Consider the following 12,961-nt stretch of genomic DNA (forward strand, 5'->3'; position numbering starts at 1 on the left):
CGCAGCTTAGTCACGCAGATCGGCCGGCACCTTGCCGCCATTGGCCGCGAGCTTGTTCATGACCTGCTTGTGCAGCCAGATGTTCATCGAAGCCGAGTCGCTGGTGTCGCCGCTGTAGTGCAGTTCGGCGGCCAGTTCCTTGCGCGCCTGCAGGCTGCTGTCCAGGTCGAGCAGCTTGAGCAGGTCGACGATCGAGCTGCGCCAGTTCAGCTGCTCGCCCGAGGCCTGCTGCTTGGCGCTCAGGATTGCCTCGACGTCCACCTGGTCCATGGCGGCCGGGGCAGGGGCGGGAGCCGGCTGCTGCGCTTGCGGCTGGGCCTGCGGTGCGCTCGGGGCCGGCGCGGCCGGGCCCTTGTTGGCGGCGTGCGACTTCGGGAAGATCTTGCTGAAGATATTGCTCAGGATGCCCATAGTGGTCCTCGTTGGTTGTGGTTGATGGAAGGGTGAAGCGATTAGCGGCGCATGTTCTGTGCCATGTGGCCCAGGGCGATGGCCAGTGCGGCGCCGCCGATGGCCTTGACCAGGGTCGGGTTGTCGGCATAGAAGTCGCCCATGCGGTCGACGATGCTCGGGTTTTGCTGCTCGGCCTTTTCAGCCAGCTCGCGCACGTCTTCCGGAGAGACCTGCTCGGCCTGCTCGGGCGTGACCTGCGTCGGGGTACGGCCGCCGAACAGCTTGCCGAGGGCGCCGCCGCCCAGCGAAGCAAGCACGCCCGGGCCGAGCGTGGAGAGCAGCTGGTTGAGCATGCCGGCACGCTGGTTCGGGTTGCTCTGGCCAAACATCTGGCTGACCATCTGCGGGAAGGGCGGGGTCTGGTCGGAGCGCAGCGCTCCGGTCACGCCCTGCGCCAGCGCCTCGCGCGGCGCGTTCTGTGCCACGCGGTCGAAATCGTCTGCTGCCTGGTTCTGGTTAGCGCCGGCAGCGCCGCCCAGGTATTGCGTCAGTAGGGTGCCTAGATCAAATGCCATCTCGTTCTCCTGCTTTTACATGGGTGAATGTTGAGAGTAGACGCGATGCTCTGCCTTCCTCTGTTCGGTATTCAACGGTGGCCACCCTAAAGGCGTGCTTCCTTTCCATGTAGACATCCAACCGTTCGCCGGGGTAAGCTTCCTGGCGCAGTCACCTGAAATCCTTCGGCAGGAGTGCAGCATGTGGCCTTACCCCCGGATCCTGTCCCATCGCGGCGGCGGCACGCTTGCCCCCGAGAACACCTTCGCCGGCTTGCGGCGCGGCATGGACTATGGGTTCCGGGCGGTGGAATTCGACGTCATGCTGGCGCGCGACGGCGTGCCGGTGGTGATGCACGATCCCTACCTCGGCCGCACGGTCACCGGCGCCGGTCACGTGTTCGACTATGACGCGGCCGAGCTGGCGCGGATGGATGCCGGCAGCTGGTTCGGCCCCGACTACCGCGGCGAGCCGGTGCCCCTGTTCACCGACTTCGCCCGCTATTGCAAGAAGCAGGGCGTCTGGATGAACATCGAGATCAAGCCGGCGCGCGGCTTCGATGCCGAGACCGGCGACGCGGTGGCGCGCATCGCCCGCGACATGTTCGCGGGCGAGATCGCGGCCGGCGACCTGGCGCGCTCGCCCTTGCTGTCCTCGTTCAGCCTGGCCGCGCTGGAAGCGGCGCAGCAGGCCGCCCCGGACCTGCCGCGCGCCTGCCTGATGAGCGAGCTGCCGCCGGGCTGGGAGCCGCTGGCGCGCTCGGTCGGTGCGGTCGCCATCCATACCAACCACAAGCACCTGACGCCGGAACTGGCCAAGGCCGTGCGCGACGCCGGTTTCGGCCTGTTCTGCTACACGGTCAACGATCCGGTCCGGGCCGGCGAATTGCTGGCGTGGGGCGTCGAGGCCTTCTGCACCGACCGGGTCGACCTGATCGGGCCGGAATTCGGCAGCCGGGCTTAGGCCTGGATCGAGGGTATTTGCAAAAAAATAAGCAAGCCGGGCCTCAAGTAGACTGACCAGTTGTCGTTAATGACGGGCGACCGCCCTCCGGGCCAAGGCCACCATGTCATTATCGATCAACACCAACGTCCAATCGCTCAATACGCAGCGTGCGCTTACGCTGCACGCCGCAAGCCAGGAGAAGCTCATCGCTCGCCTGAGCTCCGGCTCGCGTATCAACAGTGCCGCGGACGATGCAGCCGGGCAGGCGATTGCCGCGCGCATGACGGCAACCCAGCGCGGGATGAGCCAGGCGGCGCGCAACATCAGCGACGGCACCTCCATGCTGCAGGTGGCCGATGGCGCCATGGCGAACGTGGTCGAGAACCTGCAGCGCCTGCGCGAGCTGGCGGTAGCCTCCGGCAACGGCGCGTATACGGACAAGGACCGCGCCGCCTTGCAGCACGAGGCGGTGCAGCTGCTCCACCAGATCAACGAGGTGGGCGGGCAGACCCAGTTCAACGGCAACGCCATCTTCGCGCAGGAACGCACCAGCATCGGCGGCGACGAGCGCAAGCGGGTGGTGCTCGACGGCCTGAAGACCGGCTGGCTGAGTTCGGCAGAGGACATGATCAAGAAATACTATGGGCTGAGCGCGGACGGGGCCAGGATCACGGTCAACCTCGAGGGGGGCGATGGGGGCGCCGGCGTGCTGGCCTCGGTGTCCGGCACCGTTGGAGGCGACGGCAAGTTCAACAACCTGAGCCTGAACCTCGACATGGCCGACTTCGGCACTGCTGCCACGCCGGATGGCGGCGGCGCGCCGTTCTACAGCGACCGCATCGTCGCGCACGAGATGGCGCACGCCATCATGGGGCGTTCGCTGAACTTCTTTGGCTTGCCGCAGTGGTTCAGCGAAGGCACGGCTGAACTGATCCACGGCGCGGACGAGCGCCTGCGCGGCGCCATCGCGGGCGGCTCCACCGCGGCCGGTATCGTCGGCGTCATCGCCGGCGGCGGGTTTACCTACGAAGGCGGCTATGTCGCCACCCGCTACATGCACGACAAGCTCAAAGACCTGGGCGTGGAGGGCGGCATCAAGGGCGTGATGCAGTACCTGGACCAGAACCAGTCGGCCGACCTGGGCGTGGCCCTGAACGCGGTGACCGGCGGCCGGATTGCCGGCACGGCTGCCTTCCTCAGCGATTTCGGGACCAACGGCGCGAACTTCATCTCCACGAAGATGGATCTGTGGAACGCCGACACCGGCGCCATCGGCGGCCTCGATGCCGATGGCAGCACGGCGCGCAACGCCCGCACCGTGGTGCCGGACACCGGCACCAGCAACGCCTCGGACGGGCTGGCGAACTTCGTGGTGACCTACCCGGAGCTCGGCGGGGCCACCGGCGTGAACCGGATGCAGGTCCAGGTCGGCGGCGACGCGGGCGACCTGGTCGAGCTGCAGTTCTCATCGATGAACGCCAGTGCGCTCGGGCTGGCCGACCTGGACCTGAAGAACGCCGCCGTCTCGCTGCTGCACCTGGACCAGGCGCTGGAATTCGTCAACCAGCAGCGCGTGAACGTGGGCGCGGCCAGCAACCGGCTCGACATGGTTGCCAATGGAATGCAGGCCAATGCCATCAACCTGGCGGCGGCCAAGGAGCGGATCGAGGGCGTGGACTATGCGGGCACTGCCGCGGGGCTCACGCGCACGCAGATCCTGCAGCAGGCGGCATCGGCGATGCTGGCGCAGGCGAATAGCATGCCAAGGGCGGTGCTGTCGTTGTTGCGGTGATGTTCCAGGGTTTCGGCTACGCAGCGAAGGTTCGCCACACCCACCACCACGTCCTTCCCCCATAACCCGTAAATATCGCCCGCACCAATAACCCGGTGTACAGCTACGCTATAATCGATTTTTTATACAGCATGCTGCCTCCTTACGCCCATACGACATGAAATCCTCTGAAATCCGCGAAAAGTTCCTCAAGTTCTTCGAGTCCAAAGGCCACGCCATTGTCCGTTCCAGCCCGCTGGTGCCGGGCAACGACCCGACCATGCTGCTGACCAACAGCGGAATGGTGCAGTTCAAGGATGTGTTCCTGGGCCTGGATACGCGCCCGTACTCGCGCGCAACTACCGTGCAGCGCTGCGTGCGCGCCGGCGGCAAGCACAACGACCTGGAAAACGTCGGCTATACCGCGCGCCACCATACCTTCTTCGAGATGCTGGGTAACTTCAGCTTCGGCGACTATTTCAAGCGCGACGCGATCAACTACTGCTGGGAGCTGCTGACCAAGGTCTACCTGCTGCCGCCAGAGAAGCTCACCGTCACCGTCTATTTCGAGGACGACGAAGCCTACGACATCTGGGCCAACGAGATCGGCGTGCCTATCGATCGCATCATCCGCATCGGCGACAACAAGGGCGCGCGCTATGCGTCGGACAACTTCTGGCAGATGGCCGATACCGGCCCTTGCGGCCCGTGCACCGAAGTGTTCTACGACCACGGCGCCGACATCTGGGGCGGCCCTCCGGGATCAAGCGAGGAAGATGGCGACCGCTTCATCGAGATCTGGAACCTGGTGTTCATGCAGTTCAACCGCGATGAATCGGGCGTGCTCACCCCGCTGCCGAAGCCGTCGATCGACACCGGCATGGGCATGGAGCGCCTGGCCGCCGTGCTGCAGCACGTGCACAGCAACTACGAGATCGACCTGTTCCAGGCATTGATCAAGGCTGCCGCGCGCGAAACCGGCGCCGAAGACTTGAACAACAATTCGCTGAAGGTCATCGCCGACCACATCCGCGCGGCCTCCTTCATGATCGTCGACGGCATCATCCCGAGCAGCGAAGGCCACGGCTACGTCCTGCGCCGCATCATCCGCCGAGCCCTGCGCCACGGCCACAAGCTGGGCCAGACCAAGCCCTTCTTCCACAAGCTGGTGGCGGACCTCGACCTGGAAATGGGCGCCGCCTATCCGGAACTGCACGACGCCGCCGCGCGCGTGGCGCAAGTGCTCAAGGCCGAGGAAGAGCGTTTCGGCGAGACGCTGGAAAACGGCATGAAGATCCTGGAAGCCCAGCTGGCCAAGGATGCGAAAAACCTGGACGGCGGCACCGCCTTCACGCTGTACGACACCTACGGCTTCCCGCTCGACCTGACGGCCGACATCTGCCGCGAACGTGGCATTACGCTCGATGAAGCAGGCTTCACCGCGGCGATGGAGCAGCAGAAGAAAACCGCGCGCGCCGCCGGCAAGTTCAAGATGGCCGCCAAGGTCGAGTATGCAGGCGAGAAGACCAAGTTCGTCGGCTATGAATCGCTGGCCCACAACACCCACGTGCTGGCGCTGTATGCCGACGGCGTGGCGGTCCAGGAACTCAAGGCCGGCCAGGATGGCATCGTGGTGCTCGACACCACCCCGTTCTACGCCGAGTCGGGCGGCCAGGTCGGCGACCAGGGCGTGATCGGCAATGGCGCCAACGTGTTCGAAGTCGAAGACACGCTCAAGATCCAGGCTGACGTATTCGGCCACCACGGCGTGCTGCGCGAAGGTTCGCTCAAAGTCGGCGACACCGTCGACGCGCAGGTCGATACCGTCAAGCGCGCACGCACCATCCGCAACCACTCGGCGACCCACTTGATGCACAAGGCCCTGCGCGAAGTGCTGGGCAGCCACGTGCAGCAGAAAGGCTCGCTGGTCGATGCCGAGAAGACCCGCTTCGACTTCAGCCACGGCGCGCCGCTGACGCTTGACGAGATCGCGAAAGTCGAAACCATCGTCAACCGCGAGATCCTCGAGAACCACGCGACCGCCTCGCACAACATGAGTTTTGATGACGCGGTCAAGCATGGCGCGATGGCGCTGTTCGGCGAGAAGTACGGCGACACCGTGCGCGTGCTGGACATCGGCAGCTCGAAAGAGCTGTGCGGTGGCGTGCACGTGACCCGCACCGGCGACATCGGCCTGTTCAAGATCGTGTCGGAAGGCGGCGTCGCGGCCGGCATCCGCCGCGTCGAGGCCGTCACCGGCGAGGGCGCACTGGCGCTGGTGCAGTCGATCAACCGCAAGCTGCAGGAAGCCGCGGGAGCGTTGAAAACCAGCCCGGACGAGCTCACTTCGCGCATCGCCCAGGTCCAGGACCAGGTCAAGACGCTGGAAAAAGAAGTGGCCGCACTGAAGTCGAAGTTGGCCTCGGGCCAGGGCGACGAACTGGTGGCCCAGGCCATCGACGTCAACGGCATCAAGGTGCTGGCCGCGACCATGGATGGCGCCGACGCCACCGCGCTGCGCGAGACCATGGACAAGCTCAAGGACAAGCTGCAGACCGCGGCTATCGTGCTGGCCAGCGTGGCGGATGGCAAGGTCAGCCTGATCGCAGGCGTGACCAAGGACGCCACCGGCAAGGTCAAGGCCGGCGAGCTGGTGAACTTCGTCGCCCAGCAGGTCGGCGGCAAGGGCGGCGGCCGTCCGGACATGGCGCAGGCCGGCGGTACCGACCCATCGAACCTGGCGGCGGCACTGGCCGGCGTGGCGGGGTGGGTGGGCGAGCGCGCCTGATTCTTTATTTCACGTGTTCATGAAAGCCGCCTCCGGCGGCTTTTTTTCGCCTGCCGCGTGGCACGCGAGCTGGCGCAAGCACGGCACTGTTCTTGCGCAGTGCAGTATTGCTAACGGTTTCCTACAATCGCGGTCCGCATTCTTCTTTTGTGGAGTAGACCTGCGTATTCATCGAATCCTCGGTTTCTTATCAAGCAGCGTCTGCTAAAGTTGCGCTCGCTTGCAATTCGCTTACCTACTCCGCATATATCAGATGGCGCACCATCCTGATGCCACTCGGGCGCCGAGTGTTGTGAAAAAGTGCACAAGCATGGTTGATTTGACATTCGGTTGCGGGCCTGCAACAATGTGTGACTATTTTGGTGCGCTGCGTCATACCGCCGAAATTGGAGTAGTATTCGACTTCCAGGCACCACCCACAGAGTAGGGCAAGCGATGAGCGTCACCATTATCGAAATTGACACCATGGAATTCCAGAGAGACCTGGATGCGCGCGGACTAAATTGTCCGCTGCCGATCCTGAAAGCCAAGAAGGCGCTCGCCGAAATGGAGAGCGGGCAGGTACTGCGCATCGTCGCCACCGACACCGGCTCGGTCCGCGATTTCCAGGCCTTCGCCAAGCAAACCGGTAACGCCCTGCTGGCGCATACCCACGAAAACGGCGAGTTCACCTTCCTGATGCGCCGCAAGTAACCTCCCCGGGGCTGCGCACGCCCTGTCCGCACGCGCATCCGGCGCCGAGCCACGACGCCCGTCCCGGCGGCAGGCGGGCGCCGAAAAGCTTCTTCCCGCACCGACTCCTGTGGCAAAATTGATAATCGGCCGGCCCTGAGCCGCTTTATCGATCCGCCACGGGTATCCCTCATGCGCAAACCCTTCCCATCCCCTTACGCAAAGCGCTTCGGCACGATCGCGCTGTCACTGCTGCTCGTCGGCGCCTGCACGGTCGCGCCCACCGCCGTGGACAAGGGCGCCAAGGCACCGGTACTGGATGGGTATGGCGCCACTACCTTCCAGCCATCCCGGGCCAACGAAGCGGCGCGCCGCCTGTTCGCGCAGGGCATGGCGCAGGCCTATGCCTTCAACCGGCCGGAAGCGATCCGCGCCTTCAAGGCCGCGCTGGCGCAAGACCCGGCCTGCGGCATGTGCGCCTGGGCGGTGGCCTGGCAGATGGGCCCGAACATCAACAACCCCAAGCGCGGCGACCTGGCCGAGGCAATCCGCCACGTCGGCCACGCGCTCGACAATCTGGATGGCGCATCAGGACGCGACCGCGCCCTGGTCGAATCGCTGGCGCTGCGCTACGGCCACGCATCGTCCCGTGCAAAGACGCCGCCCGTTGCCGAGGTCTGCCGCTCGCCCGGCGGGCGCGGCGAGCCGGCCGACCCGCTCGATATCGCCTACGCCGCCCGCCTGCGCGAGATCGCCGACCAGTACCCGCTCGACCCGGACGTGCTCACCCTGTACGCGGAAGCCGAACTGGTGGCCAGCGAGCGCGACTGGTGGATTGAAGCCACCGGCAAACCGTCCGGCCGGGTAGGGGAGGTGGCCGACCGCATCGAAGCGGCGCTGGCACGCACCCCTGACCACGTGGGCCTGAACCACTACATGATCCACGCCGTCGACGCGGTGCCGGTGGCGGCGCGCGCGGTGGCGGCGGCGGACCGGCTCGGGCGGCTCGCGCCGAAGTCGCCGCACCTGCTGCACATGCCTTCGCACACCTATGCCCACGTGGGCCGCTATGCCGACGCCACGCGCGTGAACCAGCTGGCGATGGCCGCCGACGAAGCCTTGATTGCCGACCTTGGGCGCCAGGGCTTTGCCGTCGCCTTCGACTGGCGCGGTCACAACGGCCATTTCCAGTGGTACGGCGCGCTGATGGAAGGGCGCGCCGAACTGGCGCTGGAGACTGCGCGTGCTGCTGCCGGTCGCGCCAGGGGCACGAATGAATACGCGGAATACGTGCGCAGCCTGCCCCTGTTGACCTTGTTGCACCTGCAGCGCTGGGATGCCGTGCTGCTGGAGCCCCTCCCGAGCGGCGACAAGGGCCTGGGGCTGGTGCTGGGAGAGACGGCGCGCGGGATCGCCATGGCGCGCAAGGGCGATGTTGCAGGCAGCCGGGCCGCGCTGGCGCGCGTGCAGCCGCAGGCCGACGCCCTGGTGGCGAAACACACGGGCAAGGACTATATGGCGCGCATGCTGCGCAGCCTGGCCGGCAGCGCTTCGAAGGAGCTGGCCGCCGAGCTGGCGTTCACGGAAGGGCGGTTTGACGCCGCGCTGGCGTTGCAGGCCGAGGCCGTGGAAGCCGGGCTGGACGCGGACCGCGCCGAGCCACCCATGCTGGCCAGCGGGCCGCGCCTGCGCCTGGGCGCCATGCAGCTGCGGGCGCGCCGCTATGCCGAGGCCGAGCAAAGCTTCCGCGCCGACCTGGCCCGCCATCCGGCCAGCGGCTGGGCCCTGCATGGCCTGGGCAAGGCCCTGGCGGCGCAGGGCAAGGAAGCGGATGCGCGCGCCGCGCGGCAGGACCTGGCAAGCAGCTGGGCGCGTGCCGAGGCCGCCGTGCGCGCTGCGCTGTGAGCGACATGCCAGCGTGGGCGGCGGCTGCCCACGCGCAAGTTTAGGAGAAAACCTCTAGGCGGAAATCGCACGATCGTGCTTTAATTTCGACCTGAAGCCGAATTTCTCATATAATCTAGGCCATTTCGTCTGTCCCATTCCATTTTCTAAAGGCACCCTATGAAAGTCCTGGTACCCGTCAAACGCGTGGTCGACTACAACGTCAAGGTCCGCGTCAAATCCGACGGCAGCGGCGTGGATATCGCCAACGTCAAGATGTCGATGAACCCGTTCGACGAGATCGCACTGGAAGAAGCCACGCGCCTGAAGGAATCAGGCAAGGTCACCGAAGTGGTGGCGGTGTCGGTGGGCGTGGCCCAGTGCCAGGAAACCCTGCGTACCGCCATGGCGATCGGCGCCGACCGCGGCATCCTGGTCGAGACCAATGGCGAGACCGAGCCGCTGGCCGTGGCCAAGATCATGAAGGCGCTGGCCGACAAGGAACAGCCGCAGCTGATCATCCTGGGCAAGCAGGCGATCGACGACGATTCGAACCAGACCGGCCAGATGCTGGCAGCCCTGCTGGGCTGGCCGCAGGCGACGTTTGCCTCGAAGGTCGTGCTGGAAGACGGCAAAGTCACCGTGACCCGTGAAGTGGACGGCGGCCTGGAAACCATCGCCTTGAGCCTCCCGGCGATCATCACCACCGACCTGCGCCTGAACGAGCCGCGCTACGTGACGCTGCCGAACATCATGAAAGCGAAGAAGAAGCCGCTGGAAACCGTCAAGCCGGAAGACCTGGGCGTCGACGTGAGCCCGCGCCTGAAGACCCTGAAGGTCGTCGAGCCGGCCAAGCGCTCGGCCGGCGTCAAGGTGCCGGACGTGGCGACGCTGGTGCAGAAACTGCGCACCGAAGCCAAAGTCATTTAATTCCGCGCTCGTACTCAATTCATAGGAAATAACATGGTCGCACTCGTCATTGCAGAACACGACAACGGCTCCCTCAAGGGCGCTACCCACCACACCGTGACCGCGGCTGCCCAATGCGGCGGCGAAGTCCACATCCTGGTCGCCGGCTCAGGCTGCGGCGCCGCCGCCGAAGCCGCCGCGCAGATCGCGGGCGTGACCAAGGTGCTGGTCGCCGATGCTCCGTATTTTCTGGACGGCCTGGCCGAGAACGTCGCCGAGCAGGTGCTGGCGATCGCCGGCAGCTATTCGCACATCCTGGCTCCGGCTACCGCCTACGGCAAGAACATCCTGCCGCGCGTGGCAGCCAGGCTGGACGTCGCCCAGATCTCGGAAATCACCAAGGTCGACTCGCCCGATACCTTCGAGCGCCCGATCTACGCCGGTAACGCCATCGCCACCGTGCAGTCGAGCGACAGCGTCAAGGTCATCACCGTGCGCGGCACCGCGTTCGATTCCGCAGCCGCCGGTGGTTCGGCCGCGGTCGAGCAGATCGCTGCAGTGGCCGATTTCGGCAAGTCGGCCTTCGTCGGCCGCGAACTGGCCAAGTCGGACCGTCCGGAACTGACCGCCGCCAAGATCATCGTGTCCGGTGGCCGCGGCCTTGGCTCGGCCGAGAACTTCAAGATCCTCGAGCCGCTGGCCGACAAGCTGGGCGCCGCCATGGGCGCCTCGCGCGCCGCGGTGGACGCGGGCTTCGTGCCGAACGACTGGCAAGTTGGCCAGACCGGCAAGATCGTCGCCCCGACCCTGTACATCGCGGTCGGCATCTCGGGCGCGATCCAGCACCTGGCCGGCATGAAGGACTCGAAGACCATCGTCGCGATCAACAAGGATCCGGAAGCGCCGATCTTCTCGGTGGCCGACTACGGCCTGGTGGGCGATTTGTTCGACGTCGTTCCGGAGCTGGTCAAGGAACTGGGTTAAACCTGTTCACGGAGGCGTCCCGTTCGCGGTGCCGTCCACCACCGAACTATGAACCGTCGTTCCCGCGCAGGCGGGAACCCAAGTTTGCCTGCGCTGCCGATAACGTCAAACGCTATCGGTTCGCATTGGAATTGGGTTCCCGCCTTCGCGGGAACGACGTTTTACTTTATAGAGCAGATTGCCCGTGGCGTTCGACGCCAAGGGCCTATCGATAGATACATAGTCACATCAGGAGACAAAGTTGAGCTACCAAGCCCCGCTGAAAGACATGCAGTTCGTCCTGAACGAACTGGCGAACCTGGCCGAGATCAACCAGCTGCCCGGCTGCGAAGACGCGACGGAAGACACCGTCAGCGCCGTACTGGAAGAAAGCGCGAAGTTCTGCGGCGAAGTCATCGCCCCGCTGAACCACGCGGGCGACAAGGAGCCGAGCTTCTGGCGCGACGGCAGCGTCACCACCTCGAAGGGTTTCAAGGAAGCCTTCCGCGCCTTCGGTGAAGGCGGCTGGCAGGGCATCCAGCACCCAGGCGAATTCGGTGGCCAGGGCTTGCCCAAGCTGGTGGCCACGCCCTGCATCGAGATGCTGCACGCCGCGAACCTGTCGTTCGCGCTGGCCCCGCTGCTGACCGACGGCGCCATCGAGGCGCTGCTCACTGCGGGATCAAGCGAGCAGAAGGCGCTGTTCCTCGAACCGCTCATCAGCGGCAAGTGGACCGGCACCATGAACCTGACCGAGCCGCAGGCCGGTTCCGACCTGGCCGCCGTGCGCACCCGCGCCGAGCCGCAGGGCGACGGCACCTACAAGGTCTTCGGCACCAAGATCTTCATCACCTACGGCGAGCACGACATGGCGGAGAACATCATCCACCTCGTGCTGGCTCGTACGCCGGATGCGCCGCCGGGCGTGAAGGGCATCTCGCTGTTCATCGTGCCGAAGTTCCTGGTCAACGCCGACGGCTCGCTGGGCGCGCGCAACGATGCCCACTGCGTCTCGATCGAGCACAAGCTGGGCATCAAGGCCTCGCCCACGGCCGTGCTGCAGTTCGGCGACCACGGCGGCGCCATCGGCACGTTGGTGGGCGAGGAAAACCGCGGTTTGGAGTACATGTTCATCATGATGAACGCGGCCCGCTTCGGCGTCGGCATGCAGGGCGTCGGCCTGGCCGACCGCGCCTACCAGCAGGCGGTGGCGTTCGCGAAAGACCGTGTGCAGTCGCGCGAAGTGGCCGGTTCGCCAGGCCCGGTGGCCATCATCAACCACCCGGACGTGCGCCGCATGCTGATGTCGATGCGCTCGCAGACGGAGGCCGCGCGTGCGCTGGCCTATGTCGGCGCGGCCTATTCGGACATCGCGCACAGCCATGCCGACGAGGCCACCCGCAAGGCCAATCTGGCCATCTACGAATACCTGGTCCCGATCATCAAGGGCTGGGCCACCGAGATGAGCGAGAACGTCGCGCGCGACGGCGTGCAGGTGCATGGCGGCATGGGCTTCATCGAAGAGACCGGCGCGGCCCAGCACTACCGCGACGCCAAGATCCTGACCATCTACGAAGGCACGACCGCGATCCAGGCCAACGACCTGGTCGGCCGCAAGACCGTGCGCGACGGCGGCGCAGTGGCCAAGGGTTTGATTGCCCAGGTGCGCGCAGTCGAGGCGCAGCTGGGCGACCTTCCGGGCGAAGAGTTTGCGGCGATCCGCCGCCAGCTGGCGCCGGGCAGCACTGCGCTGGAAGAAGTGGTCGACTACATGGTGGCCAACCTCAAATCGGACGTGCGCGGCGTGTTCGCAGGCAGCGTGCCGTACCTGAAGCTGGCCGGCATCGTGCTGGGTGGCTGGCAGATGGCGCGGGCCGCCCTGGTGGCGCACAAGATGCTGGAAGCAGGCGAGGGCGATGCATCCTTCCTGCGCGCGAAGATCGCTACCAGCCGCTTCTTTGCCGACCACGTGCTGTCGACGGCGCCTGGCCTGCGCACCGCGATCGTGGAAGGTGCGCCGGGCGTGCTGGCGCTGGATGTCGAGCAGTTCTAAGCGTTCACGACGCACCGTTGGAAAAAGC

10 protein-coding genes are annotated in these 12,961 nt (G+C 65.7%); 8 read left to right on the plus strand and 2 right to left on the minus strand.

Features of this window, described 5'->3' with window-relative positions:
* Window positions 1-6: 6 nt before the first annotated feature.
* Together AC56K1_RS15515 and AC56K1_RS15520 are read right to left on the minus strand one after the other, a co-directional pair.
* Window positions 7-411 (minus strand): DUF3597 domain-containing protein, encoded by a 405-nt coding sequence (locus AC56K1_RS15515; protein ID WP_497158694.1) that lies wholly within the window; start codon window positions 409-411, stop codon window positions 7-9.
* A gap of 41 nt (window positions 412-452) precedes the next feature.
* On the minus strand, window positions 453-968 hold the full coding sequence (locus AC56K1_RS15520; protein ID WP_497158695.1) for a hypothetical protein: 516 nt from the start codon (window positions 966-968) through the stop codon (window positions 453-455).
* Between the two features lie 181 nt (window positions 969-1,149).
* Between AC56K1_RS15520 and ugpQ the strand changes: the two genes are divergently transcribed.
* The 8 genes from ugpQ (at window position 1,150) to AC56K1_RS15560 (ending at window position 12,933) form a co-directional block, all read left to right on the plus strand.
* Window positions 1,150-1,911, plus strand: a complete 762-nt coding sequence (gene ugpQ, locus AC56K1_RS15525; RefSeq protein WP_497158696.1) for a glycerophosphodiester phosphodiesterase — start codon at window positions 1,150-1,152, stop codon at window positions 1,909-1,911.
* A 103-nt stretch (window positions 1,912-2,014) separates the two neighbouring features.
* Window positions 2,015-3,685 carry a flagellinolysin gene (locus AC56K1_RS15530; protein WP_497158697.1) on the plus strand — a complete coding sequence of 557 codons (1,671 nt, stop codon included), beginning with the start codon at window positions 2,015-2,017 and terminating at the stop codon, window positions 3,683-3,685.
* 157 nt (window positions 3,686-3,842) lie between these two features.
* Window positions 3,843-6,452 carry an alanine--tRNA ligase gene (gene alaS / locus AC56K1_RS15535; protein WP_497158698.1) on the plus strand — a complete coding sequence of 870 codons (2,610 nt, stop codon included), beginning with the start codon at window positions 3,843-3,845 and terminating at the stop codon, window positions 6,450-6,452.
* 465 nt (window positions 6,453-6,917) lie between these two features.
* Complete coding sequence (locus tag AC56K1_RS15540; RefSeq protein ID WP_489874185.1) at window positions 6,918-7,145, plus strand: sulfurtransferase TusA family protein; 228 nt, start codon at window positions 6,918-6,920, stop codon at window positions 7,143-7,145.
* A gap of 171 nt (window positions 7,146-7,316) precedes the next feature.
* Window positions 7,317-9,029: a YfgM family protein gene (locus AC56K1_RS15545; RefSeq protein WP_497158699.1), complete on the plus strand. Its 1,713-nt coding sequence runs from the start codon at window positions 7,317-7,319 to the stop codon at window positions 9,027-9,029.
* A gap of 159 nt (window positions 9,030-9,188) precedes the next feature.
* Complete coding sequence (locus AC56K1_RS15550) at window positions 9,189-9,938, plus strand: electron transfer flavoprotein subunit beta/FixA family protein (protein ID WP_497158700.1); 750 nt, start codon at window positions 9,189-9,191, stop codon at window positions 9,936-9,938.
* Window positions 9,939-9,971: 33 nt separating this feature from the next.
* Window positions 9,972-10,901 carry an electron transfer flavoprotein subunit alpha/FixB family protein gene (locus tag AC56K1_RS15555; protein ID WP_497158701.1) on the plus strand — a complete coding sequence of 310 codons (930 nt, stop codon included), beginning with the start codon at window positions 9,972-9,974 and terminating at the stop codon, window positions 10,899-10,901.
* Between the two features lie 241 nt (window positions 10,902-11,142).
* A complete protein-coding gene (locus AC56K1_RS15560; RefSeq protein WP_497158702.1) occupies window positions 11,143-12,933 on the plus strand; it encodes an acyl-CoA dehydrogenase in 1,791 nt (596 codons plus the stop codon).
* Window positions 12,934-12,961: the final 28 nt, after the last annotated feature.

Source organism: Telluria sp. ZB4P37, assembly GCF_059685855.1.

What these genes read in the sequence shown, in the direction of transcription:
- alaS (WP_497158698.1), top strand. Translation starts at nt 3,843, where the DNA reads ATGAAATCCTCTGAAATCCGCGAAAAGTTCCTCAAGTTCTTCGAGTCC.
- AC56K1_RS15520 (WP_497158695.1), bottom strand. Translation starts at nt 968, where the DNA reads ATGGCATTTGATCTAGGCACCCTACTGACGCAATACCTGGGCGGCGCT.
- AC56K1_RS15550 (WP_497158700.1), top strand. Translation starts at nt 9,189, where the DNA reads ATGAAAGTCCTGGTACCCGTCAAACGCGTGGTCGACTACAACGTCAAG.
- AC56K1_RS15515 (WP_497158694.1), bottom strand. Translation starts at nt 411, where the DNA reads ATGGGCATCCTGAGCAATATCTTCAGCAAGATCTTCCCGAAGTCGCAC.
- AC56K1_RS15530 (WP_497158697.1), top strand. Translation starts at nt 2,015, where the DNA reads ATGTCATTATCGATCAACACCAACGTCCAATCGCTCAATACGCAGCGT.
- AC56K1_RS15540 (WP_489874185.1), top strand. Translation starts at nt 6,918, where the DNA reads ATGGAATTCCAGAGAGACCTGGATGCGCGCGGACTAAATTGTCCGCTG.
- ugpQ (WP_497158696.1), top strand. Translation starts at nt 1,150, where the DNA reads ATGTGGCCTTACCCCCGGATCCTGTCCCATCGCGGCGGCGGCACGCTT.
- AC56K1_RS15545 (WP_497158699.1), top strand. Translation starts at nt 7,317, where the DNA reads ATGCGCAAACCCTTCCCATCCCCTTACGCAAAGCGCTTCGGCACGATC.
- AC56K1_RS15555 (WP_497158701.1), top strand. Translation starts at nt 9,972, where the DNA reads ATGGTCGCACTCGTCATTGCAGAACACGACAACGGCTCCCTCAAGGGC.